Here is a 24,131-nt window from a genome sequence, read left to right on the forward strand (position 1 = left end):
CGTGCACACCACAGCCCCCCACGCGCCCGGAACCTCCGGCGCGGGCATATCGCTTGCGGTAACCACGTCGCGCGAAGATTTCCGGGCGCTGGCAGCCGAGCACCGCGTCGTCCCGGTGACCCGCAAGGTGCTGGCCGACAGCGAGACGCCGTTGTCGGCCTACCGGAAGCTCGCCGCCAACCGTCCGGGTACCTTCCTGCTGGAATCTGCCGAGAACGGTCGCTCGTGGTCGCGCTGGTCGTTCATCGGTGCCGGCGCCCCGTCGGCGCTGACGGTTCGCGACGACGAAGCCGTGTGGCTGGGCACCGCGCCCCAGGACGCGCCCAGCGGCGGCGAACCGCTGGCCGCACTGCGGGCCACGTTGGATCTGCTGCAGACCGAGGCGGTGCCGGACCTGCCGCCGTTGTCGTCGGGGCTGGTGGGGTATTTCGCCTACGACATGGTGCGCCGGCTGGAGCGGCTCCCGGAGCTGGCGGTCGACGACCTCGGCCTGCCCGACATGGTGCTGCTACTGGCCACCGACATCGCCGCCGTCGACCACCACGAGGGCACCATCACCCTGATCGCCAATGCGGTGAATTGGAACGGGACCGACGAGCGCGTCGATGAGGCCTACGACGACGCGGTGGCTCGGCTGGATGTGATGACCGCAGCCCTCGGGCAGCCGCTGCCGTCGACGGTGGCCACGTTCAGCCGGCCCGCGCCCGAGCACCGCGCTCAGCGCACCGTGGAGGAGTACACGGCGATCGTGGAGAAACTGGTCGGCGACATCGAGGCCGGCGAGGCGTTCCAGGTGGTGCCGTCGCAGCGGTTCGAGATGGACACCGCCGCCGATCCCATCGACGTCTACCGGATGTTGCGGGTGACCAACCCCAGCCCGTACATGTACCTGCTGAATGTCCCCGATGCCGATGGCGGGCTTGACTTTTCGGTCATCGGCTCCAGCCCCGAGGCACTCGTCACGGTGAAGGACGGGCGGGCCACCACCCACCCGATCGCCGGAACCCGGTGGCGCGGCGGCACCGAAGAAGAGGACGTGCTGCTGGAAAAGGAACTGCTGGGCGACGAGAAGGAACGCGCCGAGCACCTGATGCTGGTCGATCTGGGCCGCAACGACCTGGGGCGGGTATGCCGCCCGGGCACCGTGCGGGTCGAGGACTACAGCCACATCGAGCGCTACAGCCACGTCATGCACCTGGTGTCCACGGTGACCGGCGAGCTGGCCGAGGGCAAGACCGCGCTCGACGCGGTGACGGCCTGCTTTCCGGCGGGAACCTTGTCGGGGGCGCCGAAGGTGCGGGCCATGGAGTTGATCGAGGAGGTCGAGAAGACCCGACGCGGCCTGTACGGCGGCGTGCTGGGGTACCTCGATTTCGCGGGCAATGCCGACTTCGCGATTGCCATCCGCACGGCTTTGATGCGCGACGGCACGGCCTATGTGCAGGCCGGCGGGGGCGTCGTGGCAGATTCCAACGGGCCCTACGAGTACAACGAATCGGCCAACAAGGCCAAAGCCGTGCTCAACGCCATCGCCGCTGCTGACACATTGGCCGAGCCGTGACACGGGCGGCGCAGGCGCTGTTCGTCGTCTCGGCGGTGGCGCTGTGGGTGGCGTCGCGCATGACCTGGGTTCAGGTGAACTCGGCGGACGGGCTCGGCCAACCCAAAACCACGACGCTGACGGGTGCTTCCTGGTCCACCGCGTTGATCCCGCTGGCGTTGCTGGTACTGGCTGCCGCGGTGGCCGCCCTGGCGGTGCGCGGCTGGGCGTTGCGGTTGCTGGCGCTGCTGATCGCCGTCGCCAGTGCGGGCATGGGCTACCTGGCAATCAGCCTGTGGGTGATCAAGGACGTCGCTGTGCGAGCCGCTGACCTGGCCGAACTGCCGCTCGCGCAGCTGACCGCGACCAGCCGCTCCCACGGGGGTGCAGTGCTGACCCTGGTCGCCGCAGTGTGTGCGCTGGCTGGGGCGGTGCTGCTCATGCGGTCGGCCAACAGTGCGAAGCGCAGCGTTGCAGGGCGTTATGCGGCGCCGGCGGCTCGGCGTGCGGCGGCCAAGAGCACCGACAGTGGCGAGCCGATGTCGGAGCGGATGCTCTGGGATGCGCTGGACGAGGGTCAGGATCCGACCCGCGACGGCGGTGATCCGGACAATAAGGGCCGGTGAATGGTGAAGGTGTGGCGACGGCTACCCTTCGAGGGAGGGCAACCGGGACCGGCCCGGAGGCACCAGAAAGGAACCGACGGGCGATGAGTTCGGCCACAGTGCTCGACTCCATTATCGAGGGAGTCCGCGCCGACGTTGCCGCCCGCGAGGCCGTTATCAGCCTGGCTGATATCAAGGCGCGGGCCCAGGACGCACCTCCGCCGCTCAACGTGATGGCTGCGTTGCGGGAGCCGGGAATTGCCGTGATCGCCGAGGTGAAACGGGCGAGTCCGTCCCGCGGCGAGTTGGCCAACATCGCCGACCCGGCGCAGCTGGCACAGGCTTACGAGGCCGGCGGGGCACGGGTGATCAGCGTGCTCACCGAGCAGCGCAGGTTCAACGGCTCACTGGCCGACTTGGACGCGGTGCGGGCGGCAGTGTCAATTCCGGTGCTGCGCAAGGACTTTATCGTCAAGCCGTACCAAATCCATGAGGCTCGGGCGCACGGCGCCGACCTGTTGCTGCTCATTGTGGCGGCGCTCGAGCAGTCGGTGCTGGAATCGCTGTTGGAGCGCACGGAATCGCTCGGGATGACGGCACTGGTCGAGGTGCATACCGAAGAAGAGGCCGACCGGGCGTTGCAGGCCGGCGCCAAGTTGATCGGTGTCAACGCCCGCGACCTCAAGACCCTGGAAGTTGATCGCGACTGCTTCGCGCGGATCGCGCCGGGCCTGCCCAGCGACGTCATCCGGGTGGCCGAGTCCGGTGTCCGGGGAACCGCTGACCTGCTGGCGTACGCCGGCGCGGGTGCAGATGCCGTGCTGGTCGGTGAGGGCCTGGTGACCAGCGGGGATCCCCGCAGCGCGGTCGCTGATCTGGTCACCGCCGGTACGCACCCGTCCTGCCCGAAACCGGCTCGCTGAACCAGTCAATGAGCCGCTTGCACGAAAAGACACTTTGATGGCGGATCTCGCGGGGCCGGAGTTGCCTCGTACCAGCGCAGGCGTGGCCGAACCCACCGTTCACGATCCCGACGCACGGGGACATTTCGGTTCCTACGGCGGCAGGTTGGTCCCCGAGGCGCTGATGGCGGTGATCGAAGAGGTCACCGCAGCCTATGAGAAAGCCCGCGGCGACCAAGCGTTCCTCGACGAACTCGACCGGTTGCAGCGGCACTACAGCGGTCGGCCGTCCCCGCTGTACGAGGCGACCCGGCTGGCCGAATATGCCGGTGGGGCACGCATCTTCCTCAAGCGAGAAGACCTGAACCACACCGGTTCTCACAAGATCAACAACGTGCTGGGGCAGGCGCTGCTGGCGCGGCAGATGGGCAAGACTCGCGTCATCGCCGAGACTGGCGCCGGCCAGCACGGGGTGGCCACCGCCACCGCGTGCGCCCTGCTGGGTCTGGAATGCATCATTTACATGGGCGCGGTGGATACCGCCCGCCAGGCCCTCAACGTCGCGCGGATGCGGTTGCTAGGCGCCACCGTGGTTTCGGTCGAGGCCGGGTCCAAGACCCTCAAAGACGCGATCAACGAGGCGTTCCGGGATTGGGTCACCAATGCCGACGACACCTATTACTGCTTCGGGACAGCGGCCGGTCCGCATCCGTTCCCCCTGATGGTGCGTGATTTCCAGCGGGTCATCGGCATGGAGGCCAGGGCGCAGATCCTCGATCAGGCCGGTCGGTTACCCGATGCGGTCACCGCGTGTGTCGGCGGCGGTTCGAACGCCATCGGCGTGTTCCACGCCTTCATCGACGATCCGGCCGTGCGCCTGGTCGGCTTCGAGGCCGCGGGCGACGGGGTGGAAACGGGCCGGCACGCAGCGACCTTCACGGGAGGCTCGCCCGGCGCATTCCAGGGATCGTTCTCCTACCTGTTGCAGGACGAGGACGGCCAGACGATCGAATCGCATTCCATCTCGGCCGGTTTGGACTATCCGGGTGTCGGACCTGAGCATGCCTTCCTCAAAGACATCGGCCGTGCCGAGTACCGGCCGGTCACCGATACCGAGGCGATGGACGCGTTCTCGCTGCTGTGCCGTCGAGAGGGCATCATTCCGGCGATCGAGTCGGCTCATGCGGTGGCCGGTGCCCTCAAACTCGGGCCGGAACTGGGCAGCGGGTCGATCATCGTGGTGAACTTGTCCGGACGCGGCGACAAGGACGTCGAGACGGCGGCCAAGTGGTTCGGACTGCTCGATGAGGGGAGTGCGGGATGAGCCGGCTGGCGGAGTTGTTCGACGGCTGCCGCGCCGAGGGCCGTGCCGCACTGATCGGCTACCTTCCGACCGGGTACCCCGACGTGCAGACATCCATCGCGGCGATGACGGCGATGGTCGAATCCGGTTGTGACCTCGTGGAAGTCGGGGTGCCCTACTCAGATCCCGGGATGGATGGGCCGACGATCGCGGCCGCCACCGAGGCTGCTCTGGCCGGCGGCGTGCGGGTCCGCGACACTCTGGCCGCAGTCGAGGCGATCAGCAACGCCGGGGGCCGCGCGGTGGTGATGACGTACTGGAATCCGGTGCTGCGCAAGGGCGTTGACACGTTCGCCCGCGACCTGGCCTCCGCCGGTGGATACGGTCTGATCACCCCGGATCTGATCCCCGAGGAAGCCGTCGACTGGATTGCCGCAGCCGAGGAACACAATCTGGACCGCATCTTTCTGGTCGCCCCGTCTTCGACGCATGAGCGCCTCGCCAACACCGTGAATGCTTCGCGTGGGTTCGTCTACGCCGCATCGACGATGGGCGTCACCGGGGCCCGCGATGTCGTCTCGAATGCGGCGCCGGAGTTGGTGCGCCGCGTCAAGGAAGTCTCCGACATTCCCGTCGGTGTGGGACTGGGTGTGCGCTCCGGTCGGCAGGCCGCGGAGATCGGCGCCTACGCCGACGGCGTCATCGTCGGGTCGGCTCTGGTGTCGGCCCTGAGTGAGGGGTTGGACGCAGTGCGTCGCCTCACCGAAGAACTGGCTACCGGCGTTAGGCAGAGGATTTCAGCTTGACCACTACCGTGCTCGCGTATTTGCCCAGCCCGTCACAGGGTGTCTGGCATCTGGGCCCGGTGCCGCTCCGCGCATACGCGCTCTGCATCATCGTGGGCATCATCGCCGCACTGGTGATCGGCGACCGGCGTTGGCAGGCGCGCGGCGGCCAAGCCGGCGTCATCTATGACATTGCTTTGTGGGCAGTGCCTTTCGGTCTCGTAGGTGGCCGGCTGTACCACGTCATGACGGACTGGCCCACATATTTCGGGCCCGGCGGCAAAGGGCTCGGCGCCGCCTTCCAGGTCTGGCAGGGCGGCCTTGGCATCTGGGGCGCGGTGGCACTGGGTGGCGTCGGAGCCTGGATCGGTTGCCGCACGCGTGGCATTCCACTGCCGGCCTTCGGAGATGCCATCGCACCCGGAATCATCTTGGCGCAGGCCATCGGCCGGCTCGGCAACTACTTCAATCAAGAGCTGTACGGCGGCGACACCACGGTGCCGTGGGGCCTGGTGATCTACAGACGGCTCAACGCTGCCGGCATCCCCGACGACCTCAACGGAGTGTCGACCGGCGAGGTCTTACGCGTGGTCCATCCGACCTTCTTGTACGAATTGCTATGGAACCTCCTGGTATTCGCACTGCTGATCTGGGCTGACCGCAAGTTCAAGCTCGGCCACGGCCGGCTGTTCGCGCTCTACGTGGCCGGCTACTGTGCGGGCCGCTTCATGGTCGAGTTGATGCGCAGCGACCCGGCGACGGAATTCGCCGGTATCCGCGTCAACACCTTCACCTCGACTTTCGTGTTCATCGGTGCCGTCGTTTACATCATGCTGGCGACCAAGGGCCGGGATGATCCGGCGACGTTGGCCGGCAAGAGTGATGAGGACGAGTCGACCGTCGATGAGCTCGGCAAGGAGCTTGTCGGAGCGGCCGCGACCACCGGCGTCGTCGCGGCGGCAGCGGTGGCAGGCCAAGACGATGACGAAGATGCCGACCACATGCATCCGGACGAGGTCGGCGCCAGCGAAGACGATGGAGCCGAGGCCGCTGCGGCGATCGAGCTGAAGGCGATCACCAAGGAGCCTGAGGACGAGGACGCCGAGGTTGTCGAGCCGACTGGCGTAGAAGCCGACGTCACGGAAGAACCGGCCGAAGACGTTGAGGGCGAGTCCGAGGGTGCTGCTGACGAATCTGCCGACGAAGCGGGGGCTGAGGAAGCCGAGGCGGACGTCACGGAAGAAGCGTCAGACGAGGTTGAGGCCGAAGTCGCGGCGGAGCCGGTTGCCGCCGCGGAGGATGACGTCGAAGAGGCGGATGAGCAGGCCGAGTCGGTGACCGACGAGTCGACCGTCGCCGAAGACGAGGCGGAAGTCGACTCCGAGGATGCTGCCAACGAGGCTGAGGACGCCGAGGCGGACGTCCCTGAAGAAGCGTCAGACGGCGTTGAGGCTCTAGCCGAGGCGGAGCCGGTGGCCGCCGCGGAGGATGACGTCGAAGAGGCGGATGAGCAGGCCGAGTCGGTGACCGACGACGAGCCCACCGTCGCCGAAGGTGAGGTGGACGCCGACTCCGAGGGTGCTGCCGACGAATCTGTCGACGAGGCGGAGGACGCCGAGGTCGACGTCACGGAAGAGTCGGGCGGCGAGCCTGAGTCTGACGCCGAAGCCGAGGCCGGCGTCACGGAAGAAGCGTCAGACGGCGTTGAGGCTGAGGCTGTCGATGAGCCCACCGTCGCCGAAGGTGAGGTGGACGCCGACTCCGAGGATGCTGCCAACGAGGCTGAGGACGCCGAGGCGGACGTCCCTGAAGAAGCGTCAGACGGCGTTGAGGCTCTAGCCGAGGCGGAGCCGGTGGCCGCCGCGGAGGATGACGTCGAAGAGGCGGATGAGCAGGCCGAGTCGGTGACCGACGACGAGCCCACCGTCGCCGAAGGTGAGGTGGACGCCGACTCCGAGGGTGCTGCCGACGAGGCTGAGGAAGCCGAGGCCGACGCCACCGAGGAAGCGACAGACGAGGCCCAATCCGAGGCCGACGACGAGTCGATCGAGGCGGAATCTGGAGCCGGCGAGCAAGCCCCGGAAGCGGCGAATGAGGAGGCCGAGTCGGCGACCGTCGAGGAGCCCACGGACGCCGAAGGCGAGGCGGAAGCCGGCTCCGAGGATGCTGCCGACGAGATCGCCGCTGACCAACCCACCGACGAGCCTGAGGCGGACGAAGACGGCGACACCGTCACCGATACTGCCGACGCCGACGCCGACGAGGAGTCTGAGGCTGCTGAGCCGGGCGACACCGATGCCGACAGCGATGACGTGCCAGGTGAATCCGAGGCGGACGAGGCTGAAGCCGACGCCGTTTCAGAGTCGGAGACCGAAACAGCGGAAGACGCCGACGAGGGCGATGCGGTGGACGAGGCAGGAGCCACGTCCCCGGCACCCGCAGAGCAGCCCGAGCAGGCCAAGCGCGGTGGCCGAGTGCGGCGCTGGTTCCGGCGGAACCGTTAATAGCCGGCGCTCTGGCATCCTGGCTGTATGACTGATCCTTCTCAGTCCCCAGATCCGTCCAGCGGCCCGCAGCCGGCCGGCTACCCATCGCCGGGCTACCCGCCGCCTGCGGGGTATCCGCCGCCACCTCCCGGTTACGCGCCGTACCCGTCGCCGTATGGGGATCCGAGTGCGCCGTACGGCCGCCATCCGATCACTGGCGAACCGTTCTCCGACAAGTCCAAGGTGGTCGCAGGTCTGCTGCAGCTGCTCGGGCTTTTCGGTTTGGTCGGAATCGGCCGCATCTACATCGGCCAGACCGGTCTGGGTGTCGCCCAGTTGGTCGTGGGCTTGGTCACCTGCGGTCTGGGCGCCGTCATCTGGGGGATCGTCGACGCCGTCCTGATCCTCACCGACAAAGTCCGCGACCCCTACGGGCGTCCGCTCCGTGATGGAACGTAACGGCTTCGTCGACACGACGGCGGGACGGCTCTCGCTGGTGACCACCGGCGGGCTCGGTGCCGGTGTCCTGGCGTACATCGGGTTGGCCGACCCGCACCGCCCGGGCTTTCTGTTCCCGGCATGCCCGTTCAAGACCCTGACCGGATGGAATTGCCCGGCCTGTGGTGGGTTGCGGATGACCCATGACCTGTTGCACGGCGACGTGGGTGCAGCGATCGTCGACAACGTATTCGCCCTGGTCGGCCTGCCGGCACTGGCTGTGTGGATACTGGTGCGGTGGCGGCTGGGGAAGACACTTTTCCCGTGGCCGGCCGTAGCGACGATCGTGGTGGCGCTGGTGGTCTGGACAGTGGTGCGGAACCTGCCAGGGTTCCCGCTGGTCCCGACGTTAACCGCCCAGTAGTGGCCCATCTCCGCTGATACACTGAAAATTCGGGCCGGTGCAGTCCCGGGACCAGGATGTTCCGGACTTGCGGAGGTGCGATCAAGTGCTGTTTTCGGCATTGCCAGATGCGCAGGGACTCTACGACCCTGCCAATGAGGCCGATTCCTGTGGCGTGGCCATGATCACCGACATCCAGGGCCGCCGCTCCCACGGCATCGTCACTGATGGCCTGACCGCTCTTGAACATCTCGAACACCGCGGTGCTGCCGGGGCCGAACCCAACAGCGGTGACGGCGCCGGCATCCTGCTGCAGCTGCCGGTCGAACTGCTGCGCGACCTGGTCAACTTCGCCCTCCCCGGTCCGGCACCCGACGGCAGCAACACCTTTGCCGCCGGCATCTGTTTTCTGCCGCAGGACGAGGATGCGCGCAGTGTCGCCCGCGCCCGCATCGAGGCTTTGGCCACCGAGGAAGGCCTGGAGGTGCTGGGCTGGCGGGAGGTTCCGGTCGATCCGGAGGGCGCGGAGATCGGTAAGACGGCGCTGGGCTGTATGCCGTACATGGCGCAGCTGTTCGTCGCGGCACCGGAGAACGGTGGGGTCCGGGCCGGCGGGATCGAGCTCGACCGCAAGGTATATCCGCTACGCAAGCGGGCCGAACAAGGCACGGGCGTCGATGCGGTCTACTTTGCGTCGCTGTCGAGCCGGACCATCGTGTACAAGGGCATGCTGACGACAATGCAGCTGCCGCAATACTTTCCGGACTTGCGCGACGAGCGCTGCATGAGCGCGATCGCGATTGTGCACAGTCGTTTCTCGACCAACACCTTCCCGTCCTGGCCGCTGGCGCACCCGTTCCGGTTCGTCGCCCACAATGGCGAGATCAATACCGTGCGCGGCAACCGCAACCGCATGCACGCCCGTGAGGCCCTGCTGGCCAGCGCACGGATTCCCGGTGATCTGAGCCGGCTGTCGCCGATCTGCACCCCCGACGCCTCCGACTCGGCGTCCTTCGACGAGGTGCTCGAACTGTTGCATCTGGGCGGGCGCAGCTTGCCGCATGCGGTGCTGATGATGATCCCGGAGGCGTGGGAGAACGCCACCACCATGGATGCCGCAGAGCGTGCGTTCTGGAAGTTCCACGCCTCATTGATGGAGCCGTGGGACGGGCCGGCCTGTGTTACGTTCACCGACGGCACGGTGGTTGGTGCGGTGTTGGACCGCAACGGTTTACGCCCTGGCCGGTGGTGGCGCACGGTCGACGACCGGATCATTCTGGCCAGCGAGAGCGGTGTGCTCGACGTGCCGTCGGGCGAGATCGTCGCAAAGGGCCGGCTGCAGCCTGGGAAGATGTTCCTGGTCGACACGGCGGCTGGGCGAATCATTCCCGATGACGAGATCAAGGAGCAGCTGGCTGCGGCCGAACCCTACGGTGAGTGGCTGCATGCCGGACTTCTCGATCTGGCCACCTTGCCCGAGCGGTCTCGCAGCCAGCCGAATCATGAGTCGGTGGTGCGTCGGCAGATCGCGTTCGGCTACACCGAAGAGGAGCTGCGGATCCTTTTGACACCGATGGCGGCCTCGGGTGGGGAGCCGCTCGGTTCGATGGGCACCGATACCCCGGTTGCGGTGCTCTCCAAGCGCTCACGGCTGCTCTATGACTACTTCGTCGAACTGTTCGCCCAGGTCACCAACCCGCCTTTGGACGCGATTCGCGAAGAGGTGGTCACCTCGATGGCTCGCGTGATGGGCCCCGAGGAGAACCTGCTGGAACCTTCTGCGGCGTCATGTCGCCAGATCGTCCTGCGCTGGCCGGTTCTCGACAACGACGAGCTCAGCAAGATCGTCCACATCAACGATGACGGCGAGCATCCGGGCCTGCGTACCACCGTGTTGCGCGCGCTCTACGATGTCGAGCGGGGTGGGGAAGGGCTGGCCGAAGCGCTCGACGACCTGCAGATGCGGGCGACCGAGGCGATTGCCAAAGGCGCACACACCCTGGTGATCTCGGATCGGGATTCCGACCACACCCGAGCTCCGGTGCCGTCACTGCTTGCCGTTTCGGCGGTGCACCATCACTTGGTCCGCACCAAGGAACGCACCAAGGTGGCGTTGGTGGTGGAAAGCGGCGATGCCCGGGAAGTCCATCACATCGCGATGCTCATCGGATATGGCGCCGCGGCTGTCAATCCCTATCTGGCCTTCGAGTCGATCGAGGATCTGATCCGCGAGGGTGAGCTGACCGGTATCGAAACCGGCGCCGCTGTGCGCAATTACGTCAAGGCGTTGGGCAAGGGCGTGGTCAAGGTGATGAGCAAAATGGGCATTTCGACGGTCGCGTCCTACACTGCCGCCCAGGTTTTCGAGGCGATCGGGCTGAGCCGCGACGTCGTCGACGAGTACTTCACCGGCACCAGCAGCCAGCTCGGTGGAATCGGCCTCGATGTGCTGGCCGAGGAGGTCAAGCTCCGGCATCGGCGGGCCTACCCGGAGAACCCCACCGAGCGGGTGCACCGTCGCCTCGAGGTCGGTGGTGAGTATGCGTTCCGCCGCGAGGGTGAGCTGCACCTGTTCACTCCGGAAGTGGTTTTCCTGCTCCAGCATTCGACCCGCACCGGACGTCGGGACATCTTCGCCGAATACTCTGCCGAGGTCGACCGGCTGTCCCGGCAAGGTGGGACGCTGCGCGGCCTGTTCGAGTTCAAGAAGGGGCTGCGGCCTCCGGTTCCGCTGGAGGAGGTCGAGCCCGTCGAGTCGATCGTGACGCGGTTCAACACCGGTGCGATGAGCTACGGATCCATCTCGGCGGAGGCCCACGAGACCATGGCGATCGCCATGAACAACCTCGGTGGGCGGTCCAACAGCGGTGAGGGCGGGGAGGATGTAGACCGCCTCTACAATCCGCGCCGGCGCAGCGCAGTGAAGCAGGTTGCCTCGGGCCGCTTCGGTGTCACCAGCGACTACCTGGTCAATGCCACCGACATCCAGATCAAGATGGCGCAGGGGGCCAAACCCGGTGAGGGAGGCCAGCTTCCGGGTTACAAGGTGTACCCCAGTATCGCCAAGACCCGGCACTCCACGCCCGGTGTCGGGTTGATATCGCCGCCTCCGCACCACGACATCTATTCGATCGAGGACCTGGCTCAGCTCATCCACGATCTGAAGAACGCCAATGCCGACGCACGGATCCACGTGAAGCTGGTCAGCAGCGTAGGGGTCGGCACGGTTGCGGCGGGGGTGTCCAAGGCGCACGCCGATGTGGTGTTGATCTCCGGGTATGACGGGGGTACCGGCGCGGCGCCGCTGACGTCGCTCAAGCATGCCGGGGCGCCGTGGGAGATCGGGCTGGCCGACACCCAGCAGACCCTGGTGCTCAACGGTTTGCGTGATCGGATCACGGTGCAGTGCGACGGTGGCATGCGCAGTGCGCGTGACGTGATTGTGGCAGCCCTGCTCGGTGCCGAAGAATTCGGGTTCGCCACTGCGCCGCTGGTGGTGTCGGGCTGCATCATGATGCGCGTGTGCCACCTCGATACCTGTCCGGTCGGTGTGGCCACTCAGAACCCGGAATTGCGGGCACGGTTCAACGGCAAGCCAGAATTCGTGGAGAACTTCTTCACGTTCGTCGCCGAGGACATCCGCCGCTACTTGGCCGAGCTGGGTTTCCGCAGCATCGACGAGGCGGTCGGTCACGCTGAGGTGCTCGATACCGATCCCGGTGTGGCGCACTGGAAGAGCCGTGGACTCGATCTCAGCCCCATCTTCACGTTGCCCGCGGGTTCCGAGGGCAGCGAGCTCACCCAGCGGCGTCGCACGCGCGGCCAAGATCACGGGCTCGATCAGGCGCTCGACCAAACCCTGATCCAGCTTGCCGAGGGGGCTCTGGAAGACGCACACCCGGTGCGGCTTGAGCTTCCGGTACGCAATGTCAACCGCACGGTGGGCACCCTGCTGGGGGCAGAGGTCACCCGACGCTACGGTGCGGCGGGGTTGCCCGACAACACGATTCACGTCACTTTGACGGGGTCGGCGGGCCAGTCCATCGGGGCGTTCCTACCTCCTGGTGTGACATTGGAGCTGGTCGGTGACGCCAACGACTATGTGGGTAAGGGGCTTTCGGGCGGCCGGGTGATCGTGCGGCCCCCTGAGGATGTGCTGTTCCTACCCGAGGACAACGTCATCGCAGGCAACACCCTGCTCTACGGTGCCACCTCGGGTGAGGTGTTCCTGCGCGGCCGGGTGGGGGAGCGGTTCTGCGCCCGCAATTCCGGGGCTCTGGCCGTCGTCGAGGGCGTGGGCGATCACGCGTGTGAGTACATGACGGGCGGCCGGGTGGTGATCCTGGGTAAGACCGGACGCAACCTCGCCGCCGGCATGTCCGGCGGTATCGCCTTCGTGCTCGGTCTGGACCCGGCTCGGGTCAACACCGAAATGGTGCAACTTCAGCGACCGGAAGGCGAGGATCTGGCCTGGTTGCACGCGGTGGTGGCCGATCACGCGCGCCACACCGGTAGCACGCTGGCCGGCTCGATCCTGGCTGATTGGCCAAGGCGCAGCGCGCAATTCACCAAAGTAATGCCCACCGACTACGAGCGTGTGCTGCAGGCGACCCGGATGGCCAAGGCCGAGGGCCGTGATGTGGACAGCGCGATCATGGAGGCCAGCCGTGGCTGATCCGACCGGATTTCTTCGGGTTCCCAAGATCGAGGCCGCCAAGCGACCGGTCGATGAGCGGGTGGGGGACTGGCGCGAGGTGTACGAGCGTGAGGATCCCAACGAGCGGGCCGGCGAGGTGTCGCAGCAGGCCCGTCGCTGCATGGATTGCGGGATCCCGTTCTGCCACTCGGGCAAGGCGGGTTGCCCGTTGGGGAACCTGATCCCGGAATGGAATGACCTGGTGCGGCGTGGGCGCTGGGATGCGGCCAGTGATCGCCTGCACGCCACCAACAACTTTCCGGAGTTCACCGGGCGGCTTTGCCCGGCGCCGTGTGAGGCGGCCTGCGTGCTGTCGATCGCCGAGGAGCAGACCGGCGGCAGTGTGACGATCAAACGGATCGAGCAGACCATCGCCGATCATGCCTGGATGAACGGCACCGTCGAACCTGCACCGGCCGCCATCTCGACAGGCAAGAGCGTCGCGGTTGTCGGCTCGGGCCCGGCGGGTTTGGCTGCCGCACAACAACTCACCCGTGCCGGCCACGACGTCACCGTCTACGAGCGGGACGACCGGGTGGGTGGGCTGTTGCGCTACGGCATCCCCGAGTACAAGCTCGAGAAGTCGGTGCTCAATCAGCGTCTGGCCCAGATGCGCGCCGAGGGCACCCGGTTCGTCACCGAATGTGAGGTCGGTGTCGACCTGACGGTCGAGCAGTTACGTGAGCGTCACCAGGCGGTCGTGCTGGCGGTAGGGGCGCTGCGGGGCCGCGACAACGATGTGCCCGGCCGCGAACTCGACGGCGTGCATCTGGCGATGGAGCATCTGGTGCCGGCCAACCGGGAATGCGAGGGTGACGCGTCCGCGTCGATCTCGGCAGCGGGCAAGCACGTGGTGATCATCGGTGGGGGTGACACCTGTGCCGACTGCCTGGGTACCGCGCACCGTCAGGGTGCGGCGTCGGTGACTCAGCTCGACTACAACGCCGAGCCGCCGGAGGCCCGCGACGACGAACTCTCCCCGTGGCCCACGTGGCCGTTGGTGTTGCGTACCTCCCCCGCGCACGCCGAAGGCGGTGCCCGCCGCTTCGAGGTGGCCGTGCAGAGATTCATCGGCGATGACAACGGCCATGTGCGCGCCATCGAGATCGCCGAGGTCCGGGTGGCCCGGGATGCCGACGGGCGCCGCGAGATCATCCCGGTGGGTGAGTCGTTGCAGATCCCGTGCGACCTCGCGCTACTGGCGATCGGCTTCGAGGGCGTCGAGCACATGGCCCTGCTCGACGGGTTGAACCTCAAGTTGTCCCGGCGCGGCACGGTGTCGTGTGGTTCGGACTGGCAGACCGATGCTCCCGGCGTGTTCGTCTGCGGTGACGCGCATCGGGGCGCCTCGCTGGTCGTGTGGGCCATCGCGGAAGGGCGCAGCGCGGCGCACGCCGTGGACGCCTACCTGATGGGCGAGTCGGATCTGCCCTCGCCGGTGCGGCCCGGCACACTGCCTCTGAGCGTCGTCTGAATCGATTAACGACTATGCTGACATGACGTGAGCAGACGCGGAAAAATCGTTTGTACGCTTGGTCCCGCTACCAGCACTGATGAGACGGTGCGGGCCCTGGTGGAGGCCGGGATGGATGTCGCCCGGCTGAACTTCAGCCACGGTGATTACACCGACCACGAAGCTTCCTACAAGCACGTGCGGGCGGCATCGGATGCCACGGGTCACGCCGTGGGCGTGCTTGCTGACCTGCAGGGTCCCAAGATCCGGTTGGGCCGGTTCGCCGACGGGCCGACCTACTGGGCCACCGGTGAGTCGGTGCGGATCACAGTCGACGACTGTGAGGGCAATCACGACCGGGTGTCGACCACCTACAAGCGGTTGGCCGAGGACGCCCGGCCGGGGGATCGAGTGCTTGTCGACGACGGCAATGTCGGTCTGAAGGTCGATGCGATCGACGGCAACGACGTGGTCTGCACGGTCACCGAGGGCGGCCCTGTCAGCAACAACAAGGGCATGTCCCTGCCGGGTATGAACGTGACGGCGCCGGCACTGTCCGAAAAGGACATCGAGGATCTCGAGTTCGCGCTGCGACTCGGTGTGGATCTGGTCGCGCTGTCGTTCGTCCGGTCACCCGCCGACGTCGAGTTGGTCCATGAGGTGATGGACCGGGTGGGTCGGCGCGTCCCCGTGATCGCCAAGCTGGAGAAGCCCGAGGCGGTCGAGAACCTCGAGGCCATCGTGCTGGCGTTCGACGCGATCATGGTGGCGCGCGGCGACCTCGGCGTTGAACTGCCGCTCGAAGAGGTGCCGCTCGTGCAGAAGCGCGCCATCCAGATGGCAAGGGAGAACGCCAAACCCGTCATCGTCGCCACCCAGATGCTGGAGTCGATGATCGAAAGCTCCCGGCCTACCCGGGCCGAGGCCTCCGACGTCGCCAATGCGGTGCTCGACGGTGCCGACGCGGTGATGCTGTCCGGCGAGACCTCCGTCGGCAAGTACCCGCTGGAGGCCGTCAAGACGATGGCACGCATCATCAAGGCGGTCGAGGACAACTCGGTGACAGTGCCGCCGCTGACCCACACTCCGCGGACCAAGCGCGGCGTGATCTCGTACGCGGCCCGCGACATCGGCGAGCGGCTGGACGCCAAGGCGCTGGTCGCTTTCACCCAGTCCGGGGACACGGTGCGCCGCCTGGCCCGGTTGCACACACCGCTTCCGGTGCTCGCGTTCACCGCGCTACCCGAGGTGCGCAGCCAGCTGGCGCTCACCTGGGGCACCGAGACGTTCATCGTGCCGCAGATGTCGAACACCGACGACATGATCCGTCAGGTCGACAAATCGCTGCTCGACCTCGGCCGCTACAAGCGTGGCGAGCTGGTGGTCATCGTGGCGGGCGCTCCGCCGGGCACAGTAGGCTCCACGAATCTGATCCATGTGCACCGCATCGGGGAGGACGACGTCTAACGGGAAAGGGTTTCCTTGACACACCCGGATTTCGAGGAGCTGCTGGCTGTTCTCGATCTGAATCGCATTGATGACGATCTGTTCATCGGCTCGCATCCGAGTAAGAACCCGGTGCGCACTTTCGGTGGCCAGATGATCGCGCAGGCGTTCGTCGCCGGCGGCCGCACACTGGCGCACAAACTCTCGCCGAGTGCGTTGAATGCGCACTTCATCGCCGGTGGCGATCCGGAGAAGGATCTGGAGTTCCACGTCGTGCGCCTGCGTGACGAGCGCCGGTTCGCCAACCGCCGCATCGACGTCATGCAGGACGGCAACCTGCTGACAACGGTGATGCTGTCGTACATGAACGCCGGCCGCGGCTTGGAGCACAACGTGCCGGCACCGGAGGTTCCTCACCCGGACACGCTGCCCAAGATCGATGAACTTCTTCGCGGCTACGAGGAGACGGTCCCGTTGTTCGTCGAGGCGCTGCGCCCGATCGAATGGCGATACACCAACGATCCGTCCTGGGTGATGCGGGACAAGGGCGGCAAGCTCGACCACAACCGGGTGTGGCTCAAGACCGAAGGCGTGATGCCCGACGACCCGGTTCTGCACGGTGCGGCGCTGGTGTACTCGTCAGATACCACGGTGCTCGATTCGATCATCACCACGCACGGGTTGTCATGGGGTTTCGATCGCATCTTCGCGGTGACGATGAATCATTCGGTGTGGTTTCACCGGCCCGTCAAGTTCGACGAGTGGGTGCTCTACTCCACCACGTCGCCGGTGGCGGCCGAGTCCCGCGGGCTGGGCACGGGCCACTTCTTCGACGCCTCGGGTCACTTGGTGGCCACAGTGGTGCAAGAGGGCATCGTCAAGTACTTCCCCGGTGCCGCCAAGGCGTGAGCCCGCTCAGCGGTCAGGGGTCGGTGTCACGCCGAAGGAATCCTCGACCCGCCGCTCGAACTCTTTCTCGCAACGCTGCTGGGCCGCGGTGTCGTCGCCGGCCTGCTGTAGGCAATGCATGTAGTCGCGCCCGCCGACCTCATCGAACCAGCGTTGCCCGAAGTGCACCCAGATGCCGATGAACACCAGGGACAACACGCAAGCCACGGCACCGAGTGCGATTCCGGTGACAGCGACTCCGCCATTTGTGGCTTCGCCGCGTCGGTAGCGCCCGTGGGCGAGGAATCCGAGGATCACGGCAGTGACGCCGAACATCACCCCGCCGATCACCGACCACGTCAACAGCAGGGCGAAGATCGCGACGACGAGTGCCGCGATGCCCAGACCGTTGGCGGGGGCACGCGGCGGGGTTTGCATCGGGTACCCGCCGTACGGCGCCGTCGGTGGGTAGGGGCCGGGATATGCGCCGGGAGGCGGGCCGTAGGGATATGTCGGCGGCGGGGGAGGTCCGGTCGGCTGGGGCTCGTCAGACCCGGGCGGGGTGGATCGCTCGTCGGTCATGTCTGTGAGGCTACTCGCCGATGGCGGTGCCTGGTTGTGGGCAACGGACGACGGGGCAGTTGAGCGTGTCCGGAAGGTGATGGGTGGCTACGACGACTGCTCGATCTGCGCCGAACCAGTCACCGGGAGTGAGGATTTCGGCGAGTATCCGTCTTCCGTCGCCGGCGTCGAGATTTTCGGTGGGCTCGTCGAGCAGGACGACCGAGAAATCCGACAGCAGTACCCTGGCCAGGAGCAGTCGACGGCGCTGCCCGGCCGACATCGCGGTGTGGCCACCTTCGAGTACCGTTGCCAAACCCGTGGGCAGGCCGGACACCCAATCGGCCAGGCCGACACGGTCAAGCGCGGAGTGCAGTTCGGCATCGGTGGCGTCCCCGCGGACCACGAGGAGATTGTCTCGCAGCGTGGTTTCGAAGATGTGCGCGTCCTCGGCGAAAAATGCTGCACGCCTGGAGTTTCCGTTGAGCTTGTCAGCCATGGCCATCAGCAGCGTGGTCTTGCCTGAGCCGCTCGGGCCGATGACGGCGAGGCGTCCGCCGGCGGGAAGGTCGACCGGGGGGACCTCTGGCCGCCGGCGGGCCGCGGGGTCAGGTTGGGTGAGTTCGAGGAGACGGCGGGCGGCGATGCGGGACTTGGTGAGTCCGACAGCGGCCTCGGGGAGGGCGGTGGTGGCCTCGAAGGCCGACAACGGCAACAACATCAGGATCGCCAGCGTGGTCGGCGCCGTCGTGGTGGCTGATGCGATGCCGGCGACTACGGCGCCCAGGACACTGGCGCCAATGGCGAGACTGGGCATGGCGGCGGCCAGTGCTGCGGGCGAGGCGGCGCGGTCGGTGGCCTGGCCCCAGTCACGGTGGCGGCGCTGCACGCCGGCGATCACCTCGTCGAGACGTCCGCTCACGCGCAACTCGGGGGCGTACTCCAGTGCCAGCATGGCGGCAGCATCGCGGTCACTACGGTGCTGAACTGCAACCGATTCCGCAGCAGCAACCGCGCGGGCGGTGATCGCCGGGGCCAAGGCCCCGGCGATCACCAGGCAAAGGGCCAGTACCGCCGCGGCGCCCGGTGAGATCAGCGCGATGACGCCGACCGACACAGTGCTGAGCACTACGGCAACGACGATCGGCAACACCGAACGCACCACCACGTCGGCCAGTTCGTCGACCGAGCTGCCGGCCCGGGCCACCAATTCACCGCTGGGCAGCCGCATCGCGTCATCGTCGGGCCCGGCGGCGAGCTTGCGGTACAGGCCGGTGCGGGCATTGGCCGCTGCCCGCAGCGCCGTGTCATGGGCCGCCAGTCGTTGGCAGTACCCGAGGACGCCGCGCGAGATCCCCAGCGCCCGCACCGCGACCACGGCCACCGACAAGTCCAGGATCGGGGGCATCTGCCAGGCCCTGGTGATCAACCACGCCGAGACACCGGCAAGGGCCAACGCGCTGCCGAGCGAAAGGACACCGAGGACGCTGGCCAGGATCAATCGACCCAACCGCGGTCGCAGCAGGTCCACTGTCAGGCGCAGCAGAGGATCACGTCGAAACATGTGCAGCGCCAATCGTGATCACCCGATCGCCAATGGACAGGACCGGATCCCGGTGCCCGACCACCACCACCGTGGCACCGGCGCGGGCGCGGGCGACCACAGCTCGCAGCACTCGCTGCTCCAGCGCGGCGTCGAGGTGGGCGGTGGGTTCGTCGAGCAGAAGCAGCCGTGCGGACGACCCGAGGGCCCGGGTGAGACCGAGCCGTTGTCGTTGCCCCAGGGACAAGCCGACGCCGGTACGGCCGATCCGGGTGTTGAGACCGTCGGGCAGATCGCCGAGAACCTCGTCGAATCCGGTGTCGCGGCAGGCCTGCTCCAAATCATCCAGTGGCCCTAGTAGTTCCAGGTTCTCCAGGACGGTCCCGGGAATGAGGACTGGACGGTGGGGAAGCCAGGCGATGTGCCGCCACCACGCGGGCAGATCCAGGTCACCGACATCGACACCGTCGACGCGCACCGGGCCGGACGGCAGCGTCGTCAATCCGAGAACAGCTTGCAACGCAGTGGATTTCCCGGTCCCGTTGGCACCGGTGAGAACGGTGACCCGTCCGGGTTCGATTGCCGGTTCCAGACCGCTCAACTCGATCGTCGGTGCGCAATTGGGCACGTGCGCGCCGCCTTCGGTCGGTGTGTGCGTATCGCACAGCCGGAACGCCTGCTCGGCGGCGGTCTTGCCATCCTGTGCGGCATGGAAAGCCGCACCCACCCGGCGCAGTGGCCAGAAGACCTCGGGCGCCAACAGAAGGACGGTCAACCCGGCCGCCAGCGTCACCTCGCCGTATACCAAGCGCACACCCACGCTCACCGCCACCAAGGCCACACCCAGGGTGGCCAGCAGCTCCAGAACCAGCGAGGACAGGAACGCGATCCGTAACGTTGCCATCGCTGAACGGCGTTGGGCGGCAGCCAGTTCGGAGATCCGCTGGGTTGATCCGGCGGCGCGGCCGACAGCCCGCAGTGTCGGGATCCCCGCCACGAGATCGAGCAAACGGGCCTGCAGTGTGGTCATCGAGGCCAGCGCGGCCGCCGAACGCTCGGCGGTGACCAGCCCGATGAGCACCATGAAGATCGGGATCAACGGCAGGGCGATCACGACGATCGCCGCGGCCTGCAGGTCATAGCAGGCCATCACGATCACCGCCACCGGCGTGAGGACCGCGGCCTGCACCACCGCTGGCACATAGCCGGTGAAGTACGGACGCAGGCCGTCCAGGCCGCGCGTCACCACTGCCGCGGCAGCATCACGGTCGGCGGCCAATCTCCTTGGCGGCAACGAGGTCACCGAGCACAGAACCTGGGTGGTGAGCTCACCGATCACCGCAGTCGCGCCCCGCTGCGACAATCGACCCTGGAGCCACTGTGCGGCCGCACGCAACACCCACAGCACGCTCAGGGCGACGATGGCTGCACCGTGGCTGCTCGCCGAACCCGGGTCGGTGATGATGGCGGCAACGATGTGGGCCAGCACCACGGCCGCGGCAATGGTGCTGGCGCTGATGGTTACGCCGCAGGCCACCGTCGCCAGGAGATGGCGTCGCAGCGCCGACGTCGACCCGGTGGCGCCGCGGACGCCGAGTGCGCGCCAGAGGTTCAGACCGACCGCCGTGACAATCCGATGGGCGCCGGGATGCGATCCGCGGAAATGCGCTTTCGGAACACCCAGTAGGTCCAGCCCTGATAGACCAGAACCAGCGGCAGCAGCGTCAACGACGCCCACGTCATGATCTTCAACGTGTACGGGGTCGACGAGCCGTTGTAGATCGTGACGCCCCACTCCGGATTGAGTGTGGACGGCAGCAGGTGGGGGTACATCGACCCGAACAGCAGCGCGACGACGGCTGCTACGACGATCACGGTGGCGACGAACGCCCAGCCCTCTCGGGACCGCGACCACATGAGTGCCACCGAGATCAGAAGTGCGACGACCGCGACTGCCAGCGGCACCCACGTCCACGGCTTGCCGTATGCCAGCTGCGTCCACAGGCCGAAGCCGCCGGCCAGCAGGATCACCGGCAGAGTCAGCATCCTGGCGAACCGGAATGCGTCGTCGCGTATCGGCCCGGCGGTTTTCAGGGCGATGAACACCGAACCGTAGAACGCGAACAGCGAGGCGGTCGCGAGCCCGCCGAGCAGAGTGTAGGCGTTGAGCACGTCGCCGATCCCGGCATGAACCCGATGGTCGGCATCAATAGGCAAGCCGCGCACCAGGATTGCGAAGGCGACACCCCACAGTATGGCGGGCAACCACGATCCCACGGCGATACCGAGATCGGCATACTTGCGCCACTTGGTGTCATCGATCTTGCCGCGCCACTCGATGCCCACGATGCGCAGGATCATTCCGAACAGAATCGCCAGCAGCGGAAGGTACAACGCCGAGAACAGAGTGGCGTACCAGTTCGGGAAGGCCGCGAACATGGCCGCACCCGCGGTGATCAGCCACACCTCGTTGGCGTCCCACACCGGGCCGATGGTGTTCAGGACAGCTCGCCTGCGGCTTTCCGGATCGCCCTCACCTGCTCGGCCCAGCGGCGCCATCAGCATGCCGACGCCGAAGTCAAAGCCTTCCAGTACCACGAATCCGAGGAATAGGACGGCGATCAGGATGAACCAAAGTTCTTGAAGTCCCATCTGAGATCAGTCCTCTCAGTACGCGAAAGACAAGGGGGCGGATTCGTCCTCGTCGGGAGGTGTGGGCGGCGCCGGCTCGGAATCGTGTTCCAGAGGCCCTTCGGTCACATAGCGCCGCATCAGCCAGAACCAGACGACTGCGAGGACCCCATAGAGCAGGGTGAACACCGCGAGGGAGAAGAACACTGTGCCGGCCGAATGATCCGACACGCCTTGTTGCACGGTCAGTCGGACCATCTGGTCACCGGTCGGATTCGGTACCACCACCCAGGGTTGACGACCCATTTCGGTGAACACCCACCCGGCGGAGTTGGCCAGGAACGGTGTGGGCAGGGTGATCAGTGCGAAGGTGCCGAACCACCGCTGATCGGGCAGCCGTCGTCCGCGCGTCATCCACAGCGTCAGCAACGCAAACGCCAGTGGTATCAGCATCAGACCGATCATGGCTCGAAACGACCAGTAGGTGACGAACAGGTTCGGCCGGTAGTCGCCGGGGCCGAACCGCGACTCGTATTCCTGCTGCAGGTCGTTGACGCCCTCCAGGGTGACGTCGCTGAACTTGCCTTCGGCCAGGAAGGGCAGCACGTAGGGAACCTCGATCACGTGGGTCACGCTGGCGCAGTTGTTGTGCGTGCCGACGGTCAGGACCGAGAAGTCCGGATCGGTCTCTGTATCGCAAAGTGATTCAGCCGAGGCCATTTTCATGGGTTGCTGGACGAACATGAGCTTGCCCTGAACATCACCGGTGAAGAACAACACCGCCACAGCGGCCAAGGCCACGACGCTGCCCAGAATCGTTGCCGGCCGGTACATCCCGGCGGATTCGCCTCCGGCGTCGGCGGGCGACGTGTCCAGCGACTCGCCGCGAGCCTCCCGGCGCCGGTCTCGCACCATCAGCCAGGCGCTGACCGCCGCGACGAACGTACCGGCGGTGAGCAATGATCCGGCAACTACATGCAGGAATGCCCAGATCGCGGTGTTGTTGGTCAGGAGCGCACCAAAATCGATCAGTTCCGCGCGTCCGCTCTCCGGGTTGTACTTCGCTCCGACCGGATGCTGCATGAACGAGTTGGCCGCGATGATGAAGAAGGCGGACGCGTTGACGGCGAAGGCCACCATCCAGATGCAGAACAGATGGATGGCCCGGGGCAGCCGTGTCCAGCCGAAGATCCACAATCCGATGAACGTGGACTCGACGAAGAACGCGACCAGGCCTTCGAACGCGAGCGGGGCGCCGAATATGTCGCCGACGAATCGCGAATATTGGCTCCAGTTCATCCCGAACTGGAATTCCTGCACGATGCCGGTCGCCACGCCGATCGCGAAGTTGATGAGGAACAACTTGCCGAAGAATCGGGTCAGTCGATACCAGCTGTCGTTGCCGGTGGCCACCCACATCGTCTGCATGACGGCGATCAGCGGCGCCAAACCGATGGTGAGCGGAACGAATATGAAGTGGTAGACGGTGGTGATGCCGAACTGCCACCGCGATACGTCCAAAGCGTCCATCTGGCCCTACTTCCGAGGTCTCAGACCAATCTACGACGAAGTGTAGTAGATGCTGGGGAGCCAGCCACTGGTCTTCACCGGTGTGTTACGTCACGCCGGCCCCTGCGATGAGACGGCGGCGAGTTTCTTGGCGTCGCTACGGATTCCGAAGGCCGAGATCACCTCGAACACCCCGACCACGATCAGGATGATGCCGGTGACCTGAGTAAGGGCCACCAAACCCTCCAACGGGGCGACGAACATGATGATGCCGGCGATGACGCTGACGACGCCGAGGATGATCTCCCAGATACGCCCCGGCAGTGAGGGATCTCCGATTGCCGACATCGCCGTCGCGACACCGCGGAAGATGAACCCGACGCCGATCCAGATTGCCAGCAGGTCGATCGAATTCTGGAGATTGATGAAGCACAGCACCGCAAGTACGAGAGCTGCCGCGCCGCCGATGAACAGCAACACCCGTCCGCCGACCGACGAACGGATGCTGAACGCCAGAACGAGCTGCGAGATACCGGTGATCAACAGATAGGCGCCGAAAAAGATGGCGGTGACGAAGATTGCTGCTCCGGGACGGATGAAAACGAGGATGCCCAGGAGGATCGCGAGGATGCCGCCGACCAATGCAGACTTCCACAGGTGCGGCAACAGGCTTGGGGCAGCGGTGCTTTCCATGGTCGCAGTGTGGCATACACAGCGGCCCTGAACACGGATTTTACGGTACGGCTGTGGCGTCGAAGCATGCTCGTTAAGGTTCCGTTACCGGCGCTGCACCCCTGGCCGGGGGCCGTTAACGTCAATGCCGCGCAGTTAGCGTGGGCGGCCTGTTGTCAACCGTCGAGGATTTCGATGGTGATGGTGGTTGTGTAGTTGGTGCGGTCGATGGCGCCTTTGGCTCGGTGTTTGGAGATGGCTCGTTTGACC

At 66.4% G+C, this 24,131-nt stretch carries 18 protein-coding genes; 12 read left to right on the forward strand and 6 right to left on the reverse strand.

What is annotated here, in order from left to right; genetic code table 11:
- Position 1: 1 nt before the first annotated feature.
- The 12 genes from BKG60_RS11785 to BKG60_RS11840 all read left to right on the forward strand — a co-directional run bounded on the left by BKG60_RS11785 (position 2) and on the right by BKG60_RS11840 (position 16,966).
- Positions 2-1,561: an anthranilate synthase component I gene (locus BKG60_RS11785; protein WP_070943720.1), complete on the forward strand. Its 1,560-nt coding sequence runs from the start codon at positions 2-4 to the stop codon at positions 1,559-1,561.
- Positions 1,558-2,166: a TIGR02234 family membrane protein gene (locus BKG60_RS11790; RefSeq protein WP_070188816.1), complete on the forward strand. Its 609-nt coding sequence runs from the start codon at positions 1,558-1,560 to the stop codon at positions 2,164-2,166. Before BKG60_RS11785 ends, BKG60_RS11790 begins: the two co-directional genes overlap by 4 nt.
- 83 nt (positions 2,167-2,249) lie before the next feature.
- Positions 2,250-3,068 carry an indole-3-glycerol phosphate synthase TrpC gene (gene trpC / locus BKG60_RS11795; RefSeq protein ID WP_070943721.1) on the forward strand — a complete coding sequence of 273 codons (819 nt, stop codon included), beginning with the start codon at positions 2,250-2,252 and terminating at the stop codon, positions 3,066-3,068.
- A gap of 37 nt (positions 3,069-3,105) precedes the next feature.
- A complete protein-coding gene (trpB, locus tag BKG60_RS11800) occupies positions 3,106-4,371 on the forward strand; it encodes a tryptophan synthase subunit beta (RefSeq protein WP_070188814.1) in 1,266 nt (421 codons plus the stop codon).
- Positions 4,368-5,156, forward strand: coding sequence for a tryptophan synthase subunit alpha (gene trpA / locus BKG60_RS11805; RefSeq protein ID WP_070188813.1), 789 nt, complete (start codon positions 4,368-4,370; stop codon positions 5,154-5,156). Before trpB ends, trpA begins: the two co-directional genes overlap by 4 nt.
- Positions 5,153-7,639 carry a prolipoprotein diacylglyceryl transferase gene (gene lgt / locus BKG60_RS11810; protein ID WP_070943722.1) on the forward strand — a complete coding sequence of 829 codons (2,487 nt, stop codon included), beginning with the start codon at positions 5,153-5,155 and terminating at the stop codon, positions 7,637-7,639. The genes trpA and lgt overlap by 4 nt, the downstream gene beginning before the upstream one ends.
- A gap of 27 nt (positions 7,640-7,666) precedes the next feature.
- Positions 7,667-8,080, forward strand: a complete 414-nt coding sequence (locus BKG60_RS11815) for an NINE protein (protein WP_070943723.1) — start codon at positions 7,667-7,669, stop codon at positions 8,078-8,080.
- Entirely contained in the window at positions 8,070-8,483 is a 414-nt protein-coding gene (locus BKG60_RS11820) for a DUF2752 domain-containing protein (RefSeq protein WP_070943724.1), read from the forward strand. Before BKG60_RS11815 ends, BKG60_RS11820 begins: the two co-directional genes overlap by 11 nt.
- Positions 8,484-8,568: 85 nt before the next feature.
- Positions 8,569-13,137 carry a glutamate synthase large subunit gene (gene gltB, locus BKG60_RS11825; protein ID WP_070943725.1) on the forward strand — a complete coding sequence of 1,523 codons (4,569 nt, stop codon included), beginning with the start codon at positions 8,569-8,571 and terminating at the stop codon, positions 13,135-13,137.
- A complete protein-coding gene (locus BKG60_RS11830) occupies positions 13,130-14,632 on the forward strand; it encodes a glutamate synthase subunit beta (RefSeq protein ID WP_070943726.1) in 1,503 nt (500 codons plus the stop codon). The genes gltB and BKG60_RS11830 overlap by 8 nt, the downstream gene beginning before the upstream one ends.
- A 27-nt stretch (positions 14,633-14,659) precedes the next feature.
- The gene (pyk, locus tag BKG60_RS11835) at positions 14,660-16,078 is read left to right on the forward strand and encodes a pyruvate kinase (RefSeq protein ID WP_070943727.1); all 1,419 of its coding nucleotides are present in this window, start codon (positions 14,660-14,662) and stop codon (positions 16,076-16,078) included.
- A 15-nt stretch (positions 16,079-16,093) separates the two neighbouring features.
- Positions 16,094-16,966 carry an acyl-CoA thioesterase II gene (locus tag BKG60_RS11840; RefSeq protein ID WP_070943728.1) on the forward strand — a complete coding sequence of 291 codons (873 nt, stop codon included), beginning with the start codon at positions 16,094-16,096 and terminating at the stop codon, positions 16,964-16,966.
- 6 nt (positions 16,967-16,972) lie between these two features.
- Here BKG60_RS11840 and BKG60_RS11845 read toward each other — a convergent pair whose 3' ends face one another.
- The 6 genes from BKG60_RS11845 to BKG60_RS11870 form a co-directional block, all read right to left on the reverse strand.
- On the reverse strand, positions 16,973-17,527 hold the full coding sequence (locus tag BKG60_RS11845; protein WP_120764886.1) for a DUF4190 domain-containing protein: 555 nt from the start codon (positions 17,525-17,527) through the stop codon (positions 16,973-16,975).
- A 10-nt stretch (positions 17,528-17,537) separates the two neighbouring features.
- Positions 17,538-19,070 carry an ATP-binding cassette domain-containing protein gene (locus BKG60_RS11850; protein WP_070943730.1) on the reverse strand — a complete coding sequence of 511 codons (1,533 nt, stop codon included), beginning with the start codon at positions 19,068-19,070 and terminating at the stop codon, positions 17,538-17,540.
- Positions 19,057-20,610: a thiol reductant ABC exporter subunit CydD gene (gene cydD, locus BKG60_RS11855; RefSeq protein WP_207553879.1), complete on the reverse strand. Its 1,554-nt coding sequence runs from the start codon at positions 20,608-20,610 to the stop codon at positions 19,057-19,059. Before cydD ends, BKG60_RS11850 begins: the two co-directional genes overlap by 14 nt.
- Before the next feature lie 50 nt (positions 20,611-20,660).
- The gene (cydB, locus tag BKG60_RS11860) at positions 20,661-21,701 is read right to left on the reverse strand and encodes a cytochrome d ubiquinol oxidase subunit II (RefSeq protein WP_070947235.1); all 1,041 of its coding nucleotides are present in this window, start codon (positions 21,699-21,701) and stop codon (positions 20,661-20,663) included.
- Positions 21,702-21,716: 15 nt separating this feature from the next.
- A complete protein-coding gene (locus BKG60_RS11865) occupies positions 21,717-23,210 on the reverse strand; it encodes a cytochrome ubiquinol oxidase subunit I (RefSeq protein WP_070947236.1) in 1,494 nt (497 codons plus the stop codon).
- 90 nt (positions 23,211-23,300) lie between these two features.
- Positions 23,301-23,882: an HdeD family acid-resistance protein gene (locus tag BKG60_RS11870; protein WP_070947237.1), complete on the reverse strand. Its 582-nt coding sequence runs from the start codon at positions 23,880-23,882 to the stop codon at positions 23,301-23,303.
- Between the last annotated feature and the right edge of the window lie 249 nt (positions 23,883-24,131).

This window comes from Mycobacterium syngnathidarum, assembly GCF_001942625.1.
Lineage (GTDB): Bacteria > Actinomycetota > Actinomycetes > Mycobacteriales > Mycobacteriaceae > Mycobacterium > Mycobacterium syngnathidarum.